Source organism: Massilia jejuensis (assembly GCF_042656795.1).
GTDB classification, from domain to species: Bacteria; Pseudomonadota; Gammaproteobacteria; order Burkholderiales; family Burkholderiaceae_D; genus Telluria; species Telluria jejuensis.
In genome coordinates, this window is the sequence record NZ_JBHSMS010000058.1 from 16,433 (window position 1) to 39,302 (window position 22,870).

The 22,870-nt window shown below is 65.1% G+C and carries 18 protein-coding genes and 1 pseudogene; 5 read left to right on the forward strand and 14 right to left on the reverse strand.

Translation table 11 applies throughout. From position 1 onward, the window contains the following. Positions 1-59: 59 nt before the first annotated feature. From pilQ to ACFPOU_RS17670, 5 genes are read right to left on the reverse strand one after another with little or no spacing between them, the layout of a single operon-like run. A complete protein-coding gene (gene pilQ, locus ACFPOU_RS17650; RefSeq protein ID WP_379724143.1) occupies positions 60-2,219 on the reverse strand; it encodes a type IV pilus secretin PilQ in 2,160 nt (719 codons plus the stop codon). Beyond that, positions 2,216-2,752 carry a pilus assembly protein PilP gene (locus ACFPOU_RS17655; protein ID WP_379724146.1) on the reverse strand — a complete coding sequence of 179 codons (537 nt, stop codon included), beginning with the start codon at positions 2,750-2,752 and terminating at the stop codon, positions 2,216-2,218. Before ACFPOU_RS17655 ends, pilQ begins: the two co-directional genes overlap by 4 nt. Then, positions 2,749-3,423, reverse strand: coding sequence for a type IV pilus inner membrane component PilO (locus ACFPOU_RS17660; protein WP_379724149.1), 675 nt, complete (start codon positions 3,421-3,423; stop codon positions 2,749-2,751). The genes ACFPOU_RS17655 and ACFPOU_RS17660 overlap by 4 nt, the downstream gene beginning before the upstream one ends. Then, complete coding sequence (locus ACFPOU_RS17665) at positions 3,420-4,052, reverse strand: PilN domain-containing protein (protein WP_379724152.1); 633 nt, start codon at positions 4,050-4,052, stop codon at positions 3,420-3,422. Before ACFPOU_RS17665 ends, ACFPOU_RS17660 begins: the two co-directional genes overlap by 4 nt. Further along, complete coding sequence (locus ACFPOU_RS17670) at positions 4,052-5,116, reverse strand: pilus assembly protein PilM (RefSeq protein WP_379724155.1); 1,065 nt, start codon at positions 5,114-5,116, stop codon at positions 4,052-4,054. Before ACFPOU_RS17670 ends, ACFPOU_RS17665 begins: the two co-directional genes overlap by 1 nt. Before the next feature lie 317 nt (positions 5,117-5,433). Between ACFPOU_RS17670 and ACFPOU_RS17675 the strand changes: the two genes are divergently transcribed. Further along, positions 5,434-7,773 (forward strand): penicillin-binding protein 1A, encoded by a 2,340-nt coding sequence (locus ACFPOU_RS17675; RefSeq protein ID WP_379724158.1) that lies wholly within the window; start codon positions 5,434-5,436, stop codon positions 7,771-7,773. A gap of 84 nt (positions 7,774-7,857) precedes the next feature. Here ACFPOU_RS17675 and cyaY read toward each other — a convergent pair whose 3' ends face one another. After that, on the reverse strand, positions 7,858-8,187 hold the full coding sequence (cyaY, locus tag ACFPOU_RS17680; RefSeq protein ID WP_379724162.1) for an iron donor protein CyaY: 330 nt from the start codon (positions 8,185-8,187) through the stop codon (positions 7,858-7,860). Between the two features lie 39 nt (positions 8,188-8,226). Between cyaY and ACFPOU_RS17685 the strand changes: the two are divergent. Both ACFPOU_RS17685 and lysA read left to right on the forward strand, forming a co-directional pair. Next, positions 8,227-8,283 (forward strand): annotated as a pseudogene (locus ACFPOU_RS17685) (hypothetical protein); the annotation flags it as partial. A gap of 123 nt (positions 8,284-8,406) precedes the next feature. Continuing rightward, complete coding sequence (gene lysA / locus ACFPOU_RS17690) at positions 8,407-9,687, forward strand: diaminopimelate decarboxylase (RefSeq protein ID WP_379724165.1); 1,281 nt, start codon at positions 8,407-8,409, stop codon at positions 9,685-9,687. A gap of 10 nt (positions 9,688-9,697) precedes the next feature. Here the strand turns inward: lysA and ACFPOU_RS17695 are convergent, their stop codons facing one another. The 5 genes from ACFPOU_RS17695 to ACFPOU_RS17715 form a co-directional block, all read right to left on the reverse strand. Next, on the reverse strand, positions 9,698-10,321 hold the full coding sequence (locus ACFPOU_RS17695; protein ID WP_379724168.1) for a protein-methionine-sulfoxide reductase heme-binding subunit MsrQ: 624 nt from the start codon (positions 10,319-10,321) through the stop codon (positions 9,698-9,700). A gap of 3 nt (positions 10,322-10,324) precedes the next feature. Continuing rightward, positions 10,325-11,305 (reverse strand): protein-methionine-sulfoxide reductase catalytic subunit MsrP, encoded by a 981-nt coding sequence (gene msrP, locus ACFPOU_RS17700; RefSeq protein ID WP_379724171.1) that lies wholly within the window; start codon positions 11,303-11,305, stop codon positions 10,325-10,327. Positions 11,306-11,374: 69 nt separating this feature from the next. After that, entirely contained in the window at positions 11,375-12,535 is a 1,161-nt protein-coding gene (gene ccsB, locus ACFPOU_RS17705) for a c-type cytochrome biogenesis protein CcsB (protein WP_379724174.1), read from the reverse strand. Positions 12,536-12,575: 40 nt separating this feature from the next. Continuing rightward, positions 12,576-14,669, reverse strand: a complete 2,094-nt coding sequence (locus ACFPOU_RS17710) for a cytochrome c biogenesis protein ResB (protein ID WP_379724176.1) — start codon at positions 14,667-14,669, stop codon at positions 12,576-12,578. A gap of 107 nt (positions 14,670-14,776) precedes the next feature. Further along, the gene (locus ACFPOU_RS17715; RefSeq protein ID WP_379724179.1) at positions 14,777-15,454 is read right to left on the reverse strand and encodes a c-type cytochrome; all 678 of its coding nucleotides are present in this window, start codon (positions 15,452-15,454) and stop codon (positions 14,777-14,779) included. Between the two features lie 202 nt (positions 15,455-15,656). On the opposite strand from ACFPOU_RS17715, the gene yihA reads away from it, so the two are divergent. Together yihA and hemB are read left to right on the forward strand one after the other, a co-directional pair. Continuing rightward, entirely contained in the window at positions 15,657-16,409 is a 753-nt protein-coding gene (gene yihA / locus ACFPOU_RS17720; RefSeq protein ID WP_379724182.1) for a ribosome biogenesis GTP-binding protein YihA/YsxC, read from the forward strand. A 14-nt stretch (positions 16,410-16,423) separates the two neighbouring features. Then, entirely contained in the window at positions 16,424-17,437 is a 1,014-nt protein-coding gene (hemB, locus tag ACFPOU_RS17725; protein WP_379724186.1) for a porphobilinogen synthase, read from the forward strand. A 23-nt stretch (positions 17,438-17,460) separates the two neighbouring features. On the opposite strand, the gene ACFPOU_RS17730 is transcribed toward hemB, so the two are convergent. The 3 genes from ACFPOU_RS17730 to ACFPOU_RS17740 all read right to left on the reverse strand — a co-directional run bounded on the left by ACFPOU_RS17730 (position 17,461) and on the right by ACFPOU_RS17740 (position 22,815). Beyond that, positions 17,461-18,369 carry a hypothetical protein gene (locus ACFPOU_RS17730; protein ID WP_379724189.1) on the reverse strand — a complete coding sequence of 303 codons (909 nt, stop codon included), beginning with the start codon at positions 18,367-18,369 and terminating at the stop codon, positions 17,461-17,463. A 142-nt stretch (positions 18,370-18,511) separates the two neighbouring features. Next, the gene (locus ACFPOU_RS17735) at positions 18,512-21,652 is read right to left on the reverse strand and encodes an efflux RND transporter permease subunit (protein ID WP_379724192.1); all 3,141 of its coding nucleotides are present in this window, start codon (positions 21,650-21,652) and stop codon (positions 18,512-18,514) included. Then, positions 21,649-22,815: an efflux RND transporter periplasmic adaptor subunit gene (locus ACFPOU_RS17740; protein ID WP_379724195.1), complete on the reverse strand. Its 1,167-nt coding sequence runs from the start codon at positions 22,813-22,815 to the stop codon at positions 21,649-21,651. The genes ACFPOU_RS17735 and ACFPOU_RS17740 overlap by 4 nt, the downstream gene beginning before the upstream one ends. Positions 22,816-22,870: the final 55 nt, after the last annotated feature.

The window sequence follows — 22,870 nt, forward strand, 5'->3', positions numbered from 1 at the left end:
CCGTAATATTACCCTGTGGCGTGTTTCGCTGGAGAGCGAAATCGCGCTGCCGCTCGCGCTCAGCGGCCCGCTTGCGCGCGGTCGGCCACGATTTTCGGCGTGATGAACACCAGCAGTTCGGTCTTCGTATTTTCACGGCCCTGGGTCTTGAACAGGTAGCCGAGCACCGGCACGTCGCCCAGCAGCGGCACCTTCGACACATTGCTGCGCTCGGTCTGCTGGTAGATCCCGCCCAGTACCACCGTGCCGCCGTTCTCGACCATGACCTTGGTTTTCACGTGCTGGGTGTTGATGGCAAAGCCGGCGCGCGTCTCTTCGCCCTTGGAATCCTTGCTCACGTCCACTTCCAGCACCACGTTGCCGTCCGGGGTGATCTGCGGCGTCACTTCCAGGCGCAGGTTCGCCTTCTTGAACTCGATCGAGGTGGCGCCGCTGCTGGAGGCGACCTGGTAGGGCAGTTCGATACCCTGCTCGATCACGGCCACCATCTTGTCTTCGGTGACCACGCGCGGGCTGGAAATGATCTTGCCCTTGCCGTCCGCTTCCAGCGCCGACAGTTCCAGGTTCAGGAAGCGGTTGTCGGCCGAGGAGAACAGCGAGAACGCCAGGCTCGACGGCGAGATGCCGGCGATCGCCGCCGCCGGCAGGTTCACCATCGTGGTGTTGGTATAGGAGTCGCCGTTGTCCGGGGTCTGCAGCGTGTCCTGGCCGACGCCGACCAGGTTGCCGCCGATGGAGACCCGGTTATTGCCGCCGATGCCAAAGCCGGGGACGCCGCCGCGCAGGGCGCGCATGTCGTTGAAGCCGATCTTGGCGCCCAGATTGCGCGAGAAGCCGTCGTTCGCTTCGACCAGGCGCGCCTCGATCAAGACCTGCTTGGAGGCGACGTCGGTCTTCTGGATCAGCATCCGGATGTCTTCGATCTTCGCGGCGATGTCGGTCACGAACAGCTGGTTGGTGCGCGGATCGATGATCGCGCTGCCGCGCCTGGACAGCACGCGGTTGCCGGTGTTGGTGGCGGCCCCGCCATTGGCGTCCAGGCCGAACACGGTGCGGAAGGACTCGGCCTTCTGGTAGTTCAGCTGGAAGATTTCCGACTTCAAGGGCTCGAGGTCGGAAATTTGCGCGCGCTGTTCGAGTTCGAGCTTTTCCTTGGTCAGCAGTTCTTCCTTCGGCGCGATCCAGATGACGGTGCCGTTCTTGCGCATGTCCAGGCCCTTCGCTTGCAGGATCACGTCCAGCGCCTGGTCCCAGGGCACGTCTTTCAGGCGCAGGGTCAGGTTGCCGGCGACCGAATCGCTGGCGATGATGTTCAGGCCCGAGATGTCGGCCACCGCCTGCAGCGCGGCGCGCACCTCGATGTTCTGGAAATCGAAGCTGATCTTCTCGCCGCGGTAGCCCTGCGTGCCTTGCACCAGCTTGTTCGGGTCTTCCTTGACCGGACGCACGGCCACCACCAGTTGGGTGTCGCTCTGGAACACCGACTGCTCCCACTGCCCTTGCGCCTCGATCACCATGCGCACGTTGGCACCGATGCTGCTGGTCGTCACGCGCGAGACGGGCGTGCCGAAATCGGTCACGTCCAGGCGCCGGCGCAGGGTTTCGGGCAAGCCTGTATTCATGAAGTCCACCTGCACCTTGTTGCCGAGCTGGCGCACGTCGACGGCCACCGCATTGTTCGGCAGGTCGACCACGACCCGGCCCTCGCCGTCTTTACCGCGGCGAAAATCGAGGTTGCGCAGGCTCTGGCGGACGGCGGGAGCCTCCGGCGGCGCCTGCACCGGCGCGGCGGCCGCCTGCAGCGGCGCGGCGCCGGTGCAGGCCACCGTCACCACGACCGACTTGCCGTCGATGGCGGTGGAATAACTGGCCGGACGCTTCAGGTTCATCACCAGGCGCGTGCGTTCGCCGGCCTGCACCACGTTGACGCCGCGTACTTCGCCCAGGTTGATCTCTTGCGCGCTCTTGCCGGTGGCGTTGCTGGTGGCGCCGAAGTCGAGCGCGATGCGCGCCGGATTGGTGATCGCAAAGCCGAGCGGCAGCTTGGCCGGGGCGTTCTTCATGGCGATGTTGACCACCACGTTCGCGCCCTGCTGGTTGGCGCTGATCGATTCGATGGCGTTGTCCTGCGCCTGCACCTGCGCGCCGAAGGCGAACAATACCGGCAGCAGCAGCGTGCGTACCCCGTGCTTCAGGCTCTTGCTTGCGAATGGGGTCATTGACCGATCTCCTTACTTTCCTGCAATTCCAGCTTCGATATCCGCTCGACCCAATCGCCGCCGGCGTCCTGTACCATTTCCCGGATCTCCACCGTCACCGGGGTCACGCGCGTGACCTGGCCGAAGTTCTGGCCCAGCCGCTGTCCTGCCCGCACGCGATAGACACTGCGTTCGATCTGCACCAGCGCGAAGCTGACGCCACCCTTTTGCATCATACCCACCATCCGCATCGTGTCGAGAGGAAAGTCTTCCAGGGCTTCGCGCGGACGATTCAGGTCCGGCTGGGCCGCGTTCGGCTGCGCCACCGGCGCGCCGGGACCGGCCAGCTTGGCGGCGTTGAACGGATCGGTCGCGCGGGCCTGGTCGTAGGCATAGGGCACGAATACCTTCGGCGCCGGCAGCGGCTTGACGGCCGGCTTCGTTTGCGCCTTGGTCTCTTCCATCCAGGTGCGTACTTCGCGCACGTCGCTGTCCCCGCAGCCGGCCAGCAGCAGGGCCGCCAGCGCCAGCACGGCGGTGTTCGTCTTCGTCATGGCGTGCCCTCCGCTTTCTTGCTCTTCTTCGCTTTCAGGCGCGCCGCTTTCTGCGTCGACAGTTCGTCGGCGTCGAGGTAGCGGAAGGTTTTCGCGATCGCTTCCAGGGTCAGGCTGCCGTCTTTTTCCGTGCTCAGGCGCATGTTGTTGAGCGTGACGATGCGCGGCAGGTGGGCCATGTCGGCGGCGAATGCGCCCAGGTCATGGTAGTTGCCGCTCAACTTGATCGCGATCGGCAGTTCGGCGTAGTAGTCGCGCACGAGGATCTGGTCGGGACGGAACAGCTCGAAGGCCAGGCCGCGGCCGACGCCGGCCTGGTTGATGTCCGACAGCAGCGCAGCCATCTCGGATTTGCTCGGCAACTGCTTTTCCAGGCGCTCGACCGACTGGTCGACCTGGATCTTTTGCGCCTGCAGCGCTTCCAGGTTCACGGCCTGGGCGATCTTGCTGCGGTATTCGTCGCGCAGCGACGATTCCCGGGCGGCCAGCGACTCCTGGGTTTCGAACTGGCCGCTCCAGTACAGGAAGTAGCCCAGCGCGACGACCAGCGCCATCACGCCGGCCGCGCACAACAGGCGCGGCGCCAGCGGCCACAGGCCCGGCGGGCGGCCCTGCAAATCCTGGAATTGCGCCGCAAGCTCGGCGCCGAGTTGTTTCAGGTCGATGTTCATGGCGTGCTCCCTCCTGCCCTGGCGATCGCGGCCGGCGGAGCCTTGCCTTTGCCGTCGTCGGCTTCTTCGCTCGGCGGACGCTTGATCGACACGGCCAGCGTGAACTCGACCGCCTTGCGGATCACCTTGTTCTGGGTGAGCGCGGCCGCCTTCACTTCGGTCAGCTCGGGACGCTCGAGCCAGGGCGAATTGCCCGACAGGTTGCGCAGCAGTTCGGCCACGCGTTCCTGCGACTGGGCGTAGCCGTTGAGGATGACTTTCTGGCCGTTCTGCTCGAACGATTTCAGGTACACGCCTTCGGGCATCTGGCGCACCAGTTCATCGAACAGGTAGACCGGCTGGTTGCGGTCGCCCTGCAGATCCTCGACCGCCTGCTGGCGCGATTTCAGGGCGTTGATTTCTTCCTTGAGCGTGGCGATGTCCTTGATCGTCTTGTCGAGCGCCGCGTTTTCGGTCGCCAGGACGGCATTGCGCTGTTCCTGGATCGCGATGCGGCTGGCGTTCCAGCCGCCGACGAGCAGCACGACGGCCACCCCCAGCAGGCCGCCGAGCACCAGCATGGCGATGAAGGCGGCCTGCTTCTGTTTGCGTTTCGCTTCCCGGTGCGGCAGCAGATTAATGCGGATCATCAGCCGAACCTCCGCAGGCCGAGGCCGCATGCGACGAGATACGCCGGCCCTTCGGCGCGCAATTGCGCCTCGCGCAGGCCGGACGCCAGCAGCATGCCGTCGAAGGGCGTGACCAGGGCGGTCGGGATGCGCGTGCGGCCGCCGATCAGTTCGACCAGGCCGGGCAGCTGGGCGCTGCCGCCGGCGAGCCAGATCTGGTCGATGCGGGTGTAGGGCGTCGAGGTGAAGAAGAACTGGATCGCGCGCGTCACTTCCAGCGCGGCGCTTTCCAGGAAAGGGGTGAGCACGTCGGCGCGGAAGTTTTCCGGCAGGTCGCCCGATTTCTTGCGCGCTTCCGCTTCCTCGTAGGCCAGCCCGTAGCTGCGCACGATTTCCTGGGTCAGCGCATTGCCGCCGAAGGGCTGCTCGCGTTCGTAGATCGTGTCGCCGTTCTGCAGCACCGAGACATGGGTCATGCCGGCGCCGATCTGGAACAGGGCGACGATTTTCTCGCTGCCGCCCGGGGCCGCGCGCTCCAGGGCGGCGCGGGCGGCATACGATTCGATGTCCATCACGGTGGCGGTGAGACCGGCCGCTTCGGCGACGGCCACGCGGTCCTCGACCTTCTCGCGGCGCGCCGCGGCCAGCATCACTTCCATGTCGTCGGGCGAATTGGCGGCCGGACCGACGACGTCGAAGTCCAGGCTCACTTCGTCGAGCGCGAACGGGATATACTGGCTCGCTTCGGATTCGACCTGCACCTCGAGCTGGTCTTCGGCCATGCCGGCCGGCAGGATGATCTTCTTGGTGATGACGGCCGCCGGCGGCATGCCCAGCGCGACGTTGCGCGCGGCGGTGCCGCTTTTCTTCCAGATGCGGCGCACGGCTTCGGCTACCTGGTCGAAGTTCTCGATATTACCGTCGACCACGGCGCCGCGCGGCAGCGCTTCGAACGCATGGCGCTCCAGGCGCAGCACGCCCTTGCCGGCATCGGCCACCTCGACCAGGCGCAGGCCCGAGGTGCTGATGTCGAGTCCGGCGAGCGGCGGACTCGACTTCCCGAACAAGGAACCTAGATTGATCACGCGCGTACTCCTCAGCTGCGGCCCGTCAGGCCAATGTATGTCAATGCCCGCGTGCGGGAAAAATCTTCTGCAAAAACTCGGCGTGCTGCCCGCGTGCTGCCCATATATGAGGCACTACATTAAATCGTAACGACAATAGTGCGCTCCGACAAGATATTTCTACACTGGAACATTACAATCCGGCAGGGAAGCCACATTCTGATATGCCGTTTGTAATACCCCTTGTCAGGCAAGCCACACACCTCTAACGGCTGAGTCCGCGCCACCTCCGTGGGCCGTGCCTTATAATGAGGCGCATCAATACTGTGAAGCAAAGCATGAAATCCTCCCAAACGACGAATACCCCGGCCGCCAACACGTTCAGCCCGAAACGCCTGCTCCTGTGGACCTTCGGCGCACTGGGCGGACTGGCCCTGGTCGGCGTGCTGCTGGTGGTGTTCGCCCTGGCGATGGCCTATCCCAACCTGCCGGCCCTGGACACGATCACCGACTACCGCCCGAAGATGCCGCTGCGCATCTTCACCGCCGATAACGTCCTTATCGGCGAATTCGGCGAAGAGCGCAGGACCCTGGTGCGCTTCAAGGAAATCCCGGACGTCATGAAAAAGGCGGTGCTCTCGATCGAGGACGACCGTTTCTACCAGCACGGCGGCGTCGATTACTGGGGCGTGCTGCGCGCGGCCCTGCACAATGCGACCAGCGGCTCGCGCCAGGGCGCCTCGACCATCACGCAGCAGGTGGCGCGCAACTTCTTCCTCTCGTCCGAACAGACCCTCAAGCGCAAGGCGTATGAGGCGCTGCTGGCCTGGAAGATCGAAAAGAACCTGACCAAGGACCAGATCCTGGAGGTCTACATGAACCAGATCTACCTGGGCCAGCGCGCCTTCGGCTTCCAGTCGGCGGCCCAGATCTATTTCGGCAAGGACCTGCGCGACATCACCGTGGCCGAAGCGGCCATGCTGGCCGGCCTGCCGAAAGCGCCGTCGGCCTACAACCCGGTCGTCAACCCGACGCGCGCGAAGACCCGCCAGCAGTACATCCTGCAGCGCATGCATTCGCTCGGCTACATCACGCCGGCGCAGTTCGCGCAAGCGAAAGACGAAGAACTCAAGATCAAGTCCGACAGCACCGCCTTCGGCGTGCACGCCGAGTACGTGGCCGAGATGGCGCGCCAGCTGGTCTACGAACAGTTCAAGGAAGATACCTATACGCGCGGCTTGAACGTGTTCACCACGATCACCAAGGCCGACCAGGACGCGGCCTACCTGGCCGTGCGCCGCGGCGTGATGGATTACGAACGGCGCCATCCTTACCGCGGCCCGGAATCGTATATCGAGATCCCGAAGAACAAGGCCGAAGCCGACGAGGCGATCGAAGCGGAGCTGGCGGAAAAGCCCGACAGCGACGACATCGTGGCCGCCGTCGTGCTGCAGGCTTCCCCGTCCGCCGTCACGGCGGTGCTGGCCTCGGGCGAAGAAATCAGGATCACCGGTCCCGGCCTGTCCTTCGCATCGAGCTGGCTGTCGAGCAAGGCCGCGCCGAACCGCCGCATCCGGCGCGGCGCGCTGATCCGCGTCATGCAGGACAGCGGCGCCGACTGGAAGATCACGCAGATGCCGCTGGTCGAATCGGCCTTCGTCTCGGCCAGCACCGAGGACGGCGCGATCCGCGCCCTGGTCGGCGGCTTCGACTACAACCGCAACAAATTCAACCACGTGACGCAAGCCTGGCGCCAGCCCGGTTCCTCGTTCAAGCCGTTCATCTATTCGGCCTCGCTCGAACGCGGCCTCTCGCCGGCCACCCTGATCAACGATGCGCCGATTTCCTTCGACGCCGGCCAGACCGGCGGCCAGGCCTGGGAACCGAAGAACTACGACGCCAAGTACGAAGGCCCGATGACGATGCGGCGCGGCCTGACGAAATCGAAGAACATGGTCTCGATCCGCATCCTGAACCGCATCGGCGCGCGCTACGGCCAGGAATACGCGACCCGTTTCGGCTTCGATCCGGACAAGAACCCGCCGTACCTGACGCTCGCGCTCGGCGCCGGCGCCACCACGCCTCTGCAGATGGCCGGCGCCTACGCCGTCTTCGCCAACGGCGGCTACCGCATCAGCCCCTACCTGATCTCGAAGGTCACCGACAGCGCCGGCAAGGTACTCTCGGAAGCGCGGCCGGAGCGCGCCGGCATGGAAGCGAACCGCGTCATCGACGCCCGCAACGCCTTCCTGATGGACAGCATGCTCAAGGACGTGGCGCGCTACGGCACCGCGGCCAAGGCCTCGCAATTGCTGAAACGCCCTGACATCGCCGGCAAGACCGGCACCACCAACGATTCGATCGACGCCTGGTTCGCGGGCTACCAGCCGAAGGTGGTGGGGATTGCCTGGATGGGCTACGACCAGCCTAAGAACCTGGGCAACAAGGAAACCGGCGGCGGCCTGGCGCTGCCGATCTGGATCAGCTACATGCAGACGGTGCTCAAGTCGATGCCGGTGGAAGAGCGCACGGTGCCGCCGGGGCTGGTCATGGCCAATGGCGAGTACTACTATGCCGAGAATCCGCCGGGCACGGGCGTGCAGTCGCTCGACGTGGGCACGACGCCGGCGCCGGCCCAGCAGAAGGCGCAGGACGCGGTGAGAAATGAGTTGTTCTAAGATGTGAAAGAATATTTCACAGGACGCTCGTCCGTGAAATATTCTTTCATGGCGCGGGCGTGGCGCCCGCCTCGCAGCCCTGCTTTATCCCAACTTCACCGGCGCTCCGCCCTGTTGCGTGGCGATATCCGACAAGGTCGCGAAGAACTCGGAGTCGTCGCGGGTATTGCGCCACTCGTCGCCCACGCGCTTGTAGTGGAAACCGCCCGAGCGCGCCGCCATCCACATTTCCTGCAGCGGCGCCTGGCTGTTGACGATGATCTTCGAGCCGTTGGCGATGAACTCGATCTCGAGCACGTTGCCGTTGCGCTTGCATTCGACGTCGACCACGTCCTGGTCGTTCAGGTTGTCGAAACAGGTCTCGACGCGGCTCAGCGTCGAATCGGCCAGGTCCAAAAATTCGGATTCGGTCATGCTACACTCCAAGGTCTTAATCAAACCGTGATTCTAATCGTGAAGTCACCTGACACGCTTCTCTTTACTGCCGCGCTGGCCGTCGTCCTCGCCGGTTGTGGCCAGACCGGTCCGCTTTACATGCCGGTCAAGCCGCCCAAACCGGCCACGCCACCCGCCACGGTCGCCACCCCGGCGCCGGTCCAGACACCGTCCCCCGCTCCTGCCCAATAAGAATTCATGCCGCATTTCTCGTACCAAGACGGCGTCCTGCACGCCGAGCGCACCCCCTTGTCCACCATCGCCGCCACCTTCGGCACGCCGACCTATGTCTATTCGAAGGCGGCGCTGCTGGAGAATTTCGCGGCCTACAGCGATGCCTGCGCGGGCCGCGACGCCCTCGTCTGCTATGCGATGAAGGCCAACTCGAACCTGGCGATCCTCGACCTGCTGGCGCGCCAGGGCGCGGGTTTCGACATCGTCTCGGGCGGCGAACTGCTGCGCGTGATCGCCGCCGGCGGCGACCCGGGCAAGGTGATCTTCTCGGGCGTCGGCAAGACCGAGGACGAAATGCGCCTGGCCCTCGACAAGGGCATCCTCTGCTTCAACGTCGAGTCGATCCCGGAACTGCACCGCCTCAATGAAGTCGCCGCGTCCATGGGCAAGCGCGCCCCGGTCTCGCTGCGCGTGAATCCGAACGTCGACGCCAAGACCCACCCCTATATCGCGACGGGCCTGAAGGCCAACAAGTTCGGCGTGGCATTCGACGACGCGCTGGCCACCTACCGCGCAGCGAGCGCCCTGCCCAACCTGGACGTGGTCGGCATCGACTGCCACATCGGCTCGCAGCTGCTCGACGACGCGCCGCTGCTCGAAGCGCTGGATAAACTGATCGAACTGATCGACACCCTCGATGCCGAAGACATCCATATCCACCACCTGGACATCGGCGGCGGCATCGGCGTCGACTACGGCGCCGCCGGCGACAAGCCGCCGGTGCCGGTGGGCGACTACCTGGGACGCCTGTTCGCGCGCATCGACGCCTGGCGTGCGGCGCGCCACGACGGCCGCGCCGTCAAGGTCATCTTCGAGCCGGGCCGCTCGATCGTCGCCAGCACCGGCGTGCTGCTCACGAAGGTCGAGTTCCTGAAACCGGGCGTGGAAAAGAGCTTCTGCATCATCGACGCCGCCATGAACGACATGATGCGCCCGACCCTGTACGGCGCCTGGATGGACATGAAGGCCGTCGCCCCGCGCGCCGGCGACCTTCCCGTCCTGTACGACGTCGTCGGCCCGATCTGCGAATCGGGCGACTGGCTGGCGCGCGAGCGCGCCCTGGCGGTGCAGCCGGGCGACCTGCTGGCGATGATGAGCGCCGGCGCTTACGGCATGACGATGGCTTCGAACTACAACACGCGCGGGCGCGCGGCCGAGGTCATGGTCGACGGCGACCAGGTGCACCTGATCCGCCAGCGCGAGCATCCGGCGGACCTGTTTGCGCTGGAATCGATGATCAAGTAAGACAGGCGTTTCAGGCGCGCACCGGCGTGCGCGCCTTGCCCCAGCTCCAGTAGAGCCGCACCCCCAGCAGCACGATCACGAGCGCCGCGAACAGCGCCGGCTGGGCCAGGTTGTTCTTGGCCGCCTTCATCCACCAGAAATGCAGCACCGCCAGCGGCGCGATCAGGTAGATCAGCCGGTGCAGCCATTGCCAGCGCTTGCCGCCCAGGCGCTTGATCATGCCGTTGGTGCTGGTCGCCGCCAGCGGAATGAGGAGCACGAAGGCGGTGAAGCCGACCAGGATGAAGGGCCGCTTGGCGACGTCGCGCAGCATGGCGGCAACGTCGAAGAAATGGTCGAACCAGAGGAAGGCGATGAAGTGCAGCAGCGCGTAGAAAAAGGTGAACAGGCCAGCCATGCGGCGCAGTTTCACCAGCCAGTTCCAGCCGGTGAGGCGCCGCACCGGCGTCACCGCCAGCGTGACGCACAGCAGGTATAAAGCCCAGTCGCCCGTCTCGTGGGTGATGTATTCGAGCGGGTCGACCGGCACCCCCTGCAGCACCAGCCACAGGCCCCAGATGAAGGGCAGCAGCGCGGCGATGAAGACCGCACCCTTGATGAGCGGGAGCTGTGTGGCGGAAGGAGCGAACGCCATCGTTCAAAAGAACTTTTTCAGGTCCATGCCGGCATACAGCGACGCCACTTCAGGATAGCCGTTGAACATGAGCGTCTCGCGCTTCTTCTTGAAGAAGCCGTCTTCGCCGATGCGCCGTTCGGTCGCCTGCGACCAGCGCGGGTGGTCGACCTTCGGGTTCACGTTCGAATAAAAGCCGTATTCGGAAGGGGCCGAGACGTTCCAGGCCGTCTTCGGCAGGTCGCGCGTGAAGCGGATGCGCACGATCGACTTGGCCGACTTGAAGCCGTACTTCCAGGGCACGACCAGGCGCACGGGCGCGCCGTTCTGGTTCGGCAGCACCTGGCCGTACATGCCGACGGTCAGCAGCGCCAGCGGGTGCATGGCTTCGTCCAGGCGCAAGCCTTCGACATACGGCCAGTCGAGCACGGGGCTGCGCAGGCCCGGCATCTGCTTCGGATCGGCCAGCGTCGTGAACTCGACATATTTGGCGTTGCCGTTCGGCTCGACGTGCTTGATGAGGTTAGACAGCGAATAGCCGACCCAGGGGATCACCATCGACCAGCCTTCCACGCAGCGCAGCCGATACACGCGTTCTTCCAGCGGGGCCAGCTTGATCAGGCTGTCGATATCGAGCCGCACCGGCTTCTTGATTTCGCCCTCGACCAGCACCGTCCACGGACGGGTTTTCAGGGTGTGGGCATTCTCGGCCGGGTCGCCCTTGTCGAGGCCGAATTCATAGAAATTGTTGTAGCCGGTGGCATCCTTGAAGGCGGTGCGCGGCTCGGTCGTGGACAGGGCCGGATTCGCCCTGGCGGCCAGCTTCTGCCCCGCCGGCGCCTGCGCGAAGGCTTCGCGGTTGGCCATTTCCCACAAGGCGCTGCCGGCGACGGCACCGGCGGCCATGCGGGCGATGAACTTGCGCCGCTCTTCATAGACCTCGCGCGGCGTGATTTCGGAAGCAAGCGGCGGATTCGAACCGTCGCGGGAGGATAGGATGGGCATTGCTACTCCAGGCAAGTTGAATCGTTACGATACACGAATTCGTCAAATCGCCTTGCCTGGTAGTGAGGATTACAGCTCGCCGTAGGAATGCAGGCCCGACAGGAACATGTTGACGCCGAGGAAGGCAAACGTCGTCACCAGCAAGCCCACCACCGACCACCAGGCCGCCACCCGTCCGCGCAGGCCGCTCATCAGGCGCATGTGCAGCCAGGCCGCGTAATTGAGCCAGACGATCAGGGCCCAGGTTTCCTTCGGATCCCAGGACCAGTAGCCGCCCCAGGCCTCGGCCGCCCACAGCGCGCCGAGGATGGTGGCCACCGTGAAGAAGGCGAAGCCGACCGAAATGGACTTGTACATGACGTCGTCCAGCACCTCGAGTGCCGGCAGGCGGTCGGCCAGGATGCCGTGCGATTTGAGCAGATAGGCGGTGCCGACCATCGCGGCCAGGGCGAAGGTGCCGTAGCCGATGAAGTTGGCCGGTACGTGGATCTTCATCCACCAGCTTTGCAGGGCCGGCACCAGCGGCTGGATCGTGGCGGCGTCGCGCGAGACCGTGTACCAGAGCAGGAAGGCGACCGCCGCGCCGATAATGAGCAGCACGAAGGCGCCCAGCTGGCGCGTGGCGTAGCGCTCTTCGTAATACAGGTAGAACAGGGCCGTGATCATGGCGAACAGGATGAACACCTCGTACAGGTTCGACACCGGGATGTGGCCGACGTCGGCGCCGATCAGGTAGCTTTCGAACCAGCGCACCATCATGCCGGTAAAGCCGAGCACGACGGCGGCCCAGCACAGGCGCGAGCCGATCGCGGTGCCCGTGTCGGACCGGGCCAGCAGGCCGATCCAGTAGAACACGGTCGAGAACGCGAACAGCGCGCTCATCCACAAGATGGCGGACTGGCTCGACAGCATGTACTTGAGGAGGAATTTCTGCTCGGCCGCGGCCAGCGTGCCGCCGTACAGCGAGATTGCCCACAGCGACAGCAGCGCGACGAGCGGAATGAGCCAGCGCACCGGCTTCCAGTGCCAGCCGAGGGCGGCGAAGGTCGGCGCCGTCAGCAGCAGGATGGCGCGCTCGTAGCCGTCCATGTAGCCGGCATAGCGGTTCAAGGCGAACAGCACCGCCGCCAGCAGGCCGGCGCCGAACAGCCAGTCGGCGGCGCCCAGGCGGCGAAAATAGCCGGGCGTTTCCTTGTAGATCACGCCAGGGTTCGGTCGGGATGCTTCCATGCTTGTCTCCAGTGCCATGTGGTCTGACTCGGCTGCCAGCTTACGCCGATTGCGGCAACTTGGCTGCAAGTTCGGCGAATTCGTTATCGAAGTCCAGCGTCTTGCGCTGGGTACTCATTGCCATCAGGGCGTGCGCCCCGCCTTCCTGCCGGCGTACCCAGATCCACAGGCGCCGTTCGCGAATATAAAACATCGCGAAGATGCCGGCTACCAGCAGCACGCAGCCGAGATAGACGATCTTCTTGCCGGGCGACCGGGTCACCTGCAGCACCGAGGCCTTGACCTCGACGAATTCGTCGAGCTGCAAATACACCGGGGCGCCGTAGAAGAAACTGTCGGACAAGGCATTCGTGGCCAGCTGCAGGAAGCGCGCATGGCTGTCGCTGCCTGCCAGCGGGGCCTGGCCGTCGCGCGCGCGCGCCGCCTGCCACAGCTCCCACAGCACGCCGTTGAGCATCTTGATGAAGACCGCCGCCGCTTTCTCCTGCTCGGCCGCCGGGATCTTTTCCAGGAACTGGGCCACCGCCACGAAGCCGCCCGGCGTGCCTTCGCCGGCGAACATGGCGAGCGTGCGCTCGGCCGACTGGCGCAACTGGCCGGCGAAGCTGTCGCCGCCCGGCTGCCCCTGCGCCATGGTGCGCGCGGCATAGCGGCGCGCCGCTTCGGCGCGCAAGCCTGGATCGGCCAGGGCCGCGCGCAGGCGCATCCACTCGCGCACGCTGTAGGCGTCGTCGGCCGGAATGCGCAGGAAGCGGAAGGCTTCCGACGGGCTGGAACGCACGCCGGCCAGGTACACCTGGCTGCCCTCGAGCGTGACCGGCTGCATATAGTTCAGGAATTCCTTGGCCTGGCCGGTCTGGTCGCGCAATTTGTACTGCACGCTCGGGCCGACGTTTTTCAAGTCCTTGTTGTCGGCATTCTTGCCGGCCGAGCCGGACGCCTTGCCCAGCGTGGCCGTCAGCTGCTCGTTGATCGACTGCACCTTGGTCACCGCGCGCACGTCGTTGTCGGCGGCGACGTTCTCGACGTTGAACGGGCGAAAGCCCGACCATTCGACCGAATAGGTCGTGCCCGCCGCCTTGAGCTCGGTCGCGCCATTGACTTCGCCGGCGATCGGGAAGGTTTTCGTGTCGCTGCCGGCCATCGGAAAACCGGTCAGCTTCAGGCGGCTGCCGCCATCCTCGAAACTCGACTGGTAGACGGCCACGCCCTGGTAGATCAGGGGCTCGTTGACCTTGATCGTGGCCGGGAAGCTGGTCCGCTCGGCACGGTCGTGCACGACGACGTCGCTGGCGAACAGCTTGGGCATGCCGGTCGAGTAGAACTCGATATGGAATTTCTTCAGTTCCAGGTCGAAAGGCAATTCCTGCAGCAGCGTGCCGCCCGCCTGCGCGATCGAGGCGACGCGCCCGGTCTGCCCTTCGGCCAGCAGGATGTTGCCGCGGTAGGTCGGGTTCGCCACGGACAGGCGGTGCTGGCTGGGGACGGCGGACACCAGGCCGCCGCCGGTATATGGCGTTTTGCCGAGGAACCATTGCTGCAAACGGATAGGCAATTCGGAGTCGAGCATGCCGCCCAGCAAGATCACGATGATGGCCGTGTGCGCGAAGATATAGCCGAACTTGTTGCCGGCACCCTTCTTCGCGGCCACCAGGGTAGCGTGTTCCTTCTCGACGATCTTGACCTTGTAGCCGGCGTGGCCCAGGCGCAGCGCGCTTTGCCGGACCAGGGCGGCCGGGTCGAGCGGAGCGACCCATTCGCTCTTGTGGTGAAAATTGCGCAGCGATTCTTCACGCACGGAATCGCGCCAGCTGCGCATGTCCTTCATCATCTTGGGGGCGTTGCGGATCACGCACAGGCTGGTCGAGACGATCAGCACCAGCAGGATCAGGAGGAACCACCAGCTGGTATAGACGGTGTACAGGCCGAGTTTGCGGAACACTTCGTACCAGAACGGGCCGAACTGGTTCACGTAGTTCGGCATGATATCGCTCTGGCGCAGCACGGTGCCGATGATGGCGGCGATCGCCAGGATCATCAGCAGGCTGATCGCAAAGCGCATCGACGAGACCAGCTCGACCGCATCGGCCAGGGAACGGCGCCGCGTCGTGATTTCGATTCCAGAGGTGTTCATGGTTCCGCCAACGTCTCGTCCAGCATAGTGTGCAGCAAAAAGGGCGCCAGCTCGCGCTGCCGCCCCTTGTATTATCCAGCCATACTATTACCCGGCCATACCGTGCGTTACCGGAGACCGGCGATGTAGTCGGCCACCGCCTTCATCTCGGCGTCCGACATGCGCTGCGCCAGCGTCGTCATTTGCGCGCTGTTGGTGCGCGCGCCGGCGCGGAAGGCCATCAGCTGGGCGACCGTGTAGTCCTGGTGCTGGCCGGCCAGGCGCGGATACTGGATCGGAATCCCGCCGGCGGCGGCGCCGTGGCAGCTGGCGCAGGCGGCGACGCCCTTCTCGCCGATGCCGCCGCGATAGATCTTGCGGCCCAGCTCGACCGTATCCTTGTTCTTGGCCGCGCCCTGCTTGTCTTTCTGCACGGCGAGATAGGCGGCGACGTTGCGCTTTTCCTCGTCGGTCAGCATCTTGGCATAGGTGGTCATCACCGGATTGACGCGTTGCGGCGTCGTGAAGTCGACCAGCTGCTTGTGGGTGTAGGCTTCGATCTGGTTCGACAGCTTGGGATTGACGGCGATGGTCGAATTGCCGTTCGCGCCGTGGCAGGACAGGCAGGCCGGCAGGCCGCGCGCGCCGTCGCCGCTTTCGTAGAGGGTGGCGCCTTTGGCGGCGTCGGGTTTGGCGGCGGGGCGCTGCGCTTCGGCTGCGCCAGCGATGCCGCCCAGGGCCAGGCTTGCAACCAACAACGATTTCACGAACACCGCTTTAGCGGACGGTACAGACACACGATTCATTCGAGCACCCTGAAAAAGTCGACACAATTTGATGGTACAGCGCTTACCGGCGCCCTCGCGAAGTTCCCCGGAACGGCTGCGCGTAGAACGCGCCCGTCCTTCCCGGCCCTTGGCTATCGACGCAAACAATTGATAACCCCTTATTGTACAATAGCTTTGTTTCCTCATTGCTTCATTTCATTGCCTTTTTCACCTTTCCCCCATGTCCAAACTCTGGCAAGCCCGCTTCTTCACGACCGTCAATCAATTGCGCGATCTCCCCGCCACCGTGGTGCCGGAGATCGCCTTTGCCGGCCGTTCCAACGCGGGCAAGTCGACCGCGATTAACATCCTGACCAACCAGAAGGGCCTGGCGTTCGCGTCCAAGACCCCTGGCCGCACCCAGCACATCAATTACTTCTCGATCGGCGGCGCCCACGTGGGCCAGCATCGCAAGGACCCGACGATCGTCGACGAAATCCGCGCCATGCTGGTCGACTTGCCCGGTTACGGCTATGCCGAGGTGTCGGGCAATGCCAAGCTGCACTGGCAAAAGCTGCTGGGCGACTATGTCCAGCGCCGCGAGCAGCTCGCTGCCCTGGTCCTGATCATGGATTCGCGCCGCCCGTTCACCGATCTCGACACGCAAATGCTGGAATGGTTCGCCCCGACCGGCAAACCCATCCACTGCATCCTGACCAAGGCCGACAAGCTCAACCGCAACGAGCAGGCCAACGTGCTGCGCGAAGCGAAGGGCGTGCTGGAAAGCTATGTGGACGAGGATGGCGAAGGCTTCCCGTTCACGGTGCAGCTGTTCTCGGCCCTGAAACGCATCGGCATCGAGGAAGCGGACGCCAAGATCCAGGAGCTGATCGGCCTGGACATCGAGGAAGCGGACATCGACGACGCCATCGATGGTGGCGGCGACGAACGACAAGCACCTGACGCCAGCGCCCAGGCCCCCGACCACTCCTGAAGAAAGCGACCACGATGCCTTCCATCATTACCGGCCAGTACCCAGCAACGCGCATGCGCCGCATGCGGCGCGACCCGTTCTCGCGCGCCATGATGCGCGAAAACACCTTGAGCGCGGCCGACCTGATCTATCCGGTCTTCATCCTCGATGGCGAGAACCAGCGCCAGCAGGTGGCCTCGATGCCGGGCGTGGAGCGGGTGTCGGTCGATATCCTGTTGAAGCAGGCCGAGGAATGCGTGGCGCTCGGCATTCCCGTGCTGGCGCTGTTCCCGGTCATCGATGCATCGCTGAAAACCTATGACGGGATCGAGGCGACCAACCCGGACGGGCTGGTGCCGCGCGCGGTAAGGAGGCTCAAGCAACAGTTCCCGCAGCTGGGCATCCTGACCGACGTCGCGCTCGACCCGTTCACGACCCATGGCCAGGACGGCTTGCCGGACGAAAACGGCTACATCGTCAACGAAAAGACGATCGAGATGCTGGTGAAGCAGGCGCTGGCCCAGGCCGAAGCCGGTGTCGACATCGTCGCCCCGTCGGACATGATGGACGGGCGCATGGGCGCGATTCGCAATGCGCTCGAAGAACGCGGCTTCATCCACACGCGCCTGATGGCCTATTCGGCCAAGTATGCGTCGGCCTTCTACGGCCCCTTCCGCGACGCCGTCGGTTCGGCCGCCAATCTCGGCAAGGCCGACAAGAACACCTACCAGATGGACCCGGCCAACAGCGACGAAGCCCTGCGCGAAGTGGCGCTCGACCTGGCCGAAGGCGCCGACATGGTGATGGTCAAGCCGGGCATGCCCTACCTGGACGTGGTGCGCCGCGTAAAGGACGAGTTCAGGGTGCCGACCTTCGCCTACCAGGTCAGCGGCGAGTACGCGATGATCAAGGCGGCCGCGCAGAACGGCTGGCTCGACCACGACAAGGTCATGATGGAATCGATGATGGCCTTCAAACGCGCCGGCGCCGATGGCGTGCTGACGTATTTCGCGCTGGAGGTGGCAAGGAAGCTGAAGGCCGGCGGCTGAATTCGCGATGCCGGCCGCGCCGGTCAGCGCGCCGGCGCCCTGTATTCCGGGAACATTTCCTTCATTAAGAACGCTTGCAATTCGGCCGTATCCTTCGGCCGCGCGCTCATCGTGATCACTTTCCCCAGGCGGTGCGACTCCCATTCGAAGTCGCCGGTCTTTTCGCGCCGGATCAGTTCGATCATCTTCTTGACGACGGCGGTCTCGACATCCGGCTCATTGCCCTGCTCCACCGTGACCGAGGTCAGCCAGCGGCGCTTGAAGTTCGGGTTCCAGCCGCGGAACTTCAAGTCCATGCTGTGGAAGGTCTTGTTCGAGATCGAGAACACGCCGCCGCTCTCGTTGGCGTCGTCCTGACCGCGCTTGTTGATTGCCGCAATATTTGCCAGCGCATTGCGGGTGCCGCGCGCCGCTTCGCTTTCCTCGGTCGAGGTGCTGGGGTCGGTGGCGCCGCGTGCCTGGCGCCGCTTGGCGAGATAGGCCGCCATGTCCATCTCGGGCGGGATTTCCTCGCGCTTGGTTTCCGGGACCGGTTCGGCCTTGGCCACCTCCACCGGTTTTTCGTCGGGAATGGTGATGGTATCGGGCAAGCGCTGGACGCGCGGCGCGGCCGGGGGCCGGGCGCTTTTCGACGGCTTGCTCGGCGTGCGCACGGCCGACTTTTGCGGCGGCGGCGGCGCCGGCTTGGCGAGCGGCTGCACATAGACGACTTCGCCGCCGGCCGGCGGGCGGGCTTTCTTTTCGGTCTTTTCCGGCTTGTAAAAATAAAGCGCGACGAGCAACAAGTGCAGCAGGATCGTGACCGCCAGGCCCGTACGGTTGGCGCGGCGCTCGCCATACTTCAGCACGCGCTGCTCGGGCAGGGGCTGCCCGCAATGCGCGCAGACATCGCTGTTGTTCGTGCAGGTATGGGGATCGTCACGCAAGTTCAATAGCACTTCCTGGAGTGAAGGTCGGCACAAGGCGGCCAGTGCCGAAGTCTACCCGGTTTGGGGCCTTCCCGCTGCGCCGCCGCGCCGCGATCGGCCTGGCCCGGCCCACATGCTTGCCGTCCTGACAACTGTGACGACTTGTTTAACTGGCCCGCGACCGCTGCCTGATCGCCTCGTGCGCTTCGTGGGCCGGATGTCCGGCCTCGAAGGCGGCCACGTCGTCGTCGGTCATCGGGCCGGTGCCGCTGTACTTGTCGAGATACAGGTAGATGACCGGCGTGATGTAGAGCGTGATCACTTGCGAGAAGATCAGGCCGCCCACCACCGCCAGGCCCAGCGGCTGGCGCAGTTCGGCGCCAGCGCCGATGCCCAGCGCGATCGGCAGCGCGCCCATCATCGCCGCCAGCGTCGTCATCAGGATCGGACGCAAGCGCAGGATGCAGGCTTCGCGGATCGCTTCCTCCGGCGTCATGCCGGCATTCCTCTGCGCATCGAGGGCGAAGTCGATCATCATGATCGCATTCTTTTTCACGATACCGATCAGCATCAGGATGCCGATCATCGCGATCAGGGTCAGGTCCTTGTCGAAAATCCAGAGCGTCAGCAGCGCGCCCACCGCCGCCGACGGCAAGCCGGCCAGGATGGTAAGCGGGTGGATATAGCTTTCGTACAGCACGCCGAGCAGCACGTAGATCACGCCGATGGCGGTGAGGATCAGGATCAGCTGGCTCGACTGGGTGTCCTGGAACACCGCGGCGTCGCCGCCGTACTGGGTGATGACGGATGCGGGCAGCTTCATGTCGCGGCCCATTTCCTCGATCGCCGCGGTGGCGTCGCCGAGCGGCACGTCCGGCGCCAGGTTGAACGACAGCGTGATCGCCTGCAATTGTCCCTGGTGGTTGATGGCGATCGGGCCGACCGTGCGGCGCACGCTCGCAAAGCTCGACAGTTTGACGAGCGCGCCGGAATTCGAGCGCACCGAGACCTTGCCCAGCGCGTCGTCGAAGTAGCGGTCGGCTTCGGCCGCCTCCAGGATCACGTAGTAACTCGCCGCGCTCGAATAGATGGTCGAGACCTGGCGTTCGCCGAAAGCCGCGTACAGCACGGTGCGCACGTCGGCCATTTCGACGCCGAGCAGGGCCGCCTTGTCGCGGTCGATGTCGAGTGTCGCTTGCAGGCCGCGGTTCTGCGCGTCGCTGGTGACGTCGCGGAATTTCGGGTCGGCGCGCATGCGCTCGAGGAACTGGTCGGCCCAGCCGCCGATTTCCCCTCCCGACACGCTTTGCAGCGAGTACTGGTAGCGGCTCTTGCTCTGGCGCCCGCCCAGCTGCAGGTTCTGTACCGGCGCCATGTAGACCTGCACGCCGGCGATGTTGCGCGTCGCCTTGCGCAGCGCGTCGAGCACTTCCGGCATCGGCGGGCGCTCCGAACGCGGCACCAGCACCAGGAACATGCGGCCGGTATTGCCGCCGCCGGTGAACGAGGTGACGTCCTGCACGTGCGGGTTGGCGCGCATCGCGTCCACGACCTTGCCCTGCAATTCCATCAGCTTGGCCGACGACGTGTCCTCGGCCGCTTCGACGGTGATGCGCAGCTGGCCGAGGTCTTCCTCGGGGAAAAAGCCTTTCGGCATGCTCGAGTACAGCACGACCGTCAGCACCAGGGTGCCGAAGGCGAGCATCAGCACCAGGAAGCGGTGGCGCAGCGCGCGGTCCAGGCTGCTGGCATACCCATTCCGGACGCGCACGAACATGGCTTCGAAGCGGCGCCCGATCCACGACATGTCGTGCGGTTCGACATGGCCGCTGCCCTTGAGCAGGCGCGCGCACAGCATCGGCACCAGGGTCAGCGACACGACCGCCGAGACCAGCACGGCCAGGCCGACGACGACGGCGAATTCGCGGAACAGCAGGCCGATCACGCCCGGCATGAAGAAGATCGGAATGAAGACGGCCACGAGCGAAATCGAGATCGAGATAATCGTGAATCCCATCTCGCGCGAGCCGACCAGCGCCGCATGAAAAGGTTTTTTACCGAGCTCCATGTGGCGCACGATGTTTTCCAGCACCACGATGGCATCGTCGACCACCAGGCCCACGGCCAGCGTGATGCCCAGCAGCGAAATATTGTCGAGGCTATAGCCGAGGGCATACAGCAGCGAGAGCGCACCGAGCAGCGAGATCGGCACGGTGACGGCCGGAATCAGGGTCGCGCTGAGGCGGTGCAGGAACAGGAAGATGACCAGGATGACCAGCACGATGGTGCCGGCCAGCGTCAGGTTGACGTCGTGGATCGCTTCGCGGATCGAGATCGAGCGGTCGTTGACCAGGTGGATCTTGATCGAGGCCGGCAATTGCTGCTCGAATTTCGGCAGCAGCGCGCGCACCGAGTCGACCACCTCGACGGTATTCGCGTTCGGCTGGCGCTGCACCATCAGCACGATCGAGCGTTCGCCGTTGAGGCTGCCGGCCGCCTTGACCGACTGGTAGCTGTCCTCGACCTCGGCCACGTCCTGCAGGCGCACCGGCAAGCCTTCGCGCGTGGCGACGATGAGCTTGGCGAAATCGGCCGCCTTCATGAGCTGGTCGCCGCCCTGGATGGTCAGGGTCTGGGCCGGGCCGTCGAGCACGCCCAGCGGCGCGTTCGAGTTGGCGGCGCGCAGCGCGGTCGCCAGTTCGTCCATCGAGATGTTGCGCGCATTCATCAGGTCGGAGCGGGCGCGCACGCGCACGGCGAAGCGCTTCTGGCCGTTCACGGTGACCTGGGCGATGCCCGGCAAGGTCGAGATTGCCGGCGAAATCATGTTTTCGGCGTAGTCGTTCAGCTCCGACAGGCTCATCGACGGCGAGGTCATGTGCATGAACAGGATCGGCGAGTCGGCCGGGTTGACCTTGCGGTAGGACGGCAAGTCGTTCATTTCCAGCGGCAACTGGCGCTGGGCGGCCAGCAGCGCCGCCTGCACGTCGACCGCCGCCTTGTCGACATCGATCGCGGTGTCGAATTCCAGCGTCAGCGAAGTGTTGCCCTGGGTGCTGGTCGAGGTGATGAGCTTGATGCCGGCGATCGTCGAAAACTGCTTTTCCAGCGGCAGGGCGACCGACGAGGCCATGGTCTCGGGGCTGGCGCCGGGCAGGTTGGCGCCGACGTTGATGACCGGGGTGTTATAGCTGGGGAGCGCCGCGACCGGGATATGCAGGTAGGCCAGCACGCCGACCAGCACCAGGCTGATCGACAGCAGCACGGCCATGACCGGGCGGCGGATACACAGTTCGGACACATTCATGCCGCTTTATCCTTTCCCGCCGCAGGCGCGCGTTGCGGCTTGGCGCCAGCTACGCGCACTTTTCCGCCCGGACGCAGGTTCTGCTTGCCTTCGGTAATGACCTGCTCGTTGCCGGTCAAGCCGGTCACCGCCGCGTTCAAGCCGAACGCATGCTGGCGTGCGATCGGCACCTGGCGCGCGGTGCCGTTGTTCTCGACCACGTAGACGAAGGTGCCCTGGGCGTTGATGATAATCGCATTTTGTGGAATCACCACGGCGTCCGGGATCGTGCGCACGGTCACGCGGGTATTCACATATTGTCCCGGCCACAACAGGCTCTCGCTGTTGCCGAATTGCGCTTTCACGCGGATGGTGCCGCTGGTGGGGTCGACCGCGTTGTCGACGAACGAGAGTGCGCCGGTGACGGGCTCGGCTGCGCCGCCGACCGTCGCTTCCACGGCGACCTTGCCCCGCCTCTGGGCGGCCAGCAGGGAAGCGAGGCTCGATTCGGGCAGGGTGAAGGCGACGTCGATCGGGTCGAGCTGGGTGATCGTGGTGAGCGAGGTGGCGGGCTGCACCAGGCTGCCCGGGTAGACCCCGATGGCGCCCACCCGGCCCGCCATCGGCGCGCGGATGCTGGTGTAGCTGGCGTTGACCTGGCTGGCGCGCACGGCGGCGTTGCTGGCGGCCAGGGCGGCGCGCGCGCCTTCGACCTGGCTGCGCAGCGTGTCGACCGCGCTCTGGGCGAGGAATTTCTGGGCAACCAGTTCCTGGCTGCGCTTGTACTGGCGCTCCAGGTCGGCCAGCGTCGCGCGGCCGCGCGCCACTTCCGCCTCGGCCTGGGCCACGCCGGCGCGGTCGCTGCGGTCGTCGAGCGAGAACATCAATTGGCCGGCTTTCACGAACTGCCCTTCCTTGATGTGGACCTGGCGAATCGTGCTGGTCGTGCGCGGGCGCAGGTCGACGCTACGCTGCGCGGTCACGGTGCCGTTCGCGGCCACGTCGACGCCGACATCCTGGCGCGTCGGGGTGATGACGTTGACGGCCGTGGGCGGCTGGGCGCCGCCCTTCCCGCCCGGGCCGCCATGGGCGCCTTGCGCTTCGGCGCCCCGGTTCATATACCAGGCGCCGGCGGCGCCGGCGGCGACGACGATGACGATGGTGGCGAGCGTGTTCTTTTTCATTCCAGTCCCTTGCCGCGCGTACCGGCGGCTTGATCGGTCAATCGTAATTATTCAG

Bases quoted from the DNA above. Each gene is read 5' to 3' on its own strand.
- ACFPOU_RS17715 (WP_379724179.1), bottom strand. From the start codon at position 15,454: ATGAATCGTGTGTCTGTACCGTCCGCTAAAGCGGTGTTCGTGAAATCG.
- cyaY (WP_379724162.1), bottom strand. From the start codon at position 8,187: ATGACCGAATCCGAATTTTTGGACCTGGCCGATTCGACGCTGAGCCGC.
- lysA (WP_379724165.1), top strand. From the start codon at position 8,407: ATGCCGCATTTCTCGTACCAAGACGGCGTCCTGCACGCCGAGCGCACC.
- hemB (WP_379724186.1), top strand. From the start codon at position 16,424: ATGCCTTCCATCATTACCGGCCAGTACCCAGCAACGCGCATGCGCCGC.
- ACFPOU_RS17660 (WP_379724149.1), bottom strand. From the start codon at position 3,423: ATGAACATCGACCTGAAACAACTCGGCGCCGAGCTTGCGGCGCAATTC.
- yihA (WP_379724182.1), top strand. From the start codon at position 15,657: ATGTCCAAACTCTGGCAAGCCCGCTTCTTCACGACCGTCAATCAATTG.
- pilQ (WP_379724143.1), bottom strand. From the start codon at position 2,219: ATGACCCCATTCGCAAGCAAGAGCCTGAAGCACGGGGTACGCACGCTG.
- ACFPOU_RS17675 (WP_379724158.1), top strand. From the start codon at position 5,434: ATGAAATCCTCCCAAACGACGAATACCCCGGCCGCCAACACGTTCAGC.
- ACFPOU_RS17735 (WP_379724192.1), bottom strand. From the start codon at position 21,652: ATGAATGTGTCCGAACTGTGTATCCGCCGCCCGGTCATGGCCGTGCTG.
- msrP (WP_379724171.1), bottom strand. From the start codon at position 11,305: ATGCCCATCCTATCCTCCCGCGACGGTTCGAATCCGCCGCTTGCTTCC.
- ACFPOU_RS17710 (WP_379724176.1), bottom strand. From the start codon at position 14,669: ATGAACACCTCTGGAATCGAAATCACGACGCGGCGCCGTTCCCTGGCC.
- ACFPOU_RS17665 (WP_379724152.1), bottom strand. From the start codon at position 4,052: ATGATCCGCATTAATCTGCTGCCGCACCGGGAAGCGAAACGCAAACAG.
- ACFPOU_RS17655 (WP_379724146.1), bottom strand. From the start codon at position 2,752: ATGACGAAGACGAACACCGCCGTGCTGGCGCTGGCGGCCCTGCTGCTG.
- ccsB (WP_379724174.1), bottom strand. From the start codon at position 12,535: ATGGAAGCATCCCGACCGAACCCTGGCGTGATCTACAAGGAAACGCCC.
- ACFPOU_RS17740 (WP_379724195.1), bottom strand. From the start codon at position 22,815: ATGAAAAAGAACACGCTCGCCACCATCGTCATCGTCGTCGCCGCCGGC.
- ACFPOU_RS17695 (WP_379724168.1), bottom strand. From the start codon at position 10,321: ATGGCGTTCGCTCCTTCCGCCACACAGCTCCCGCTCATCAAGGGTGCG.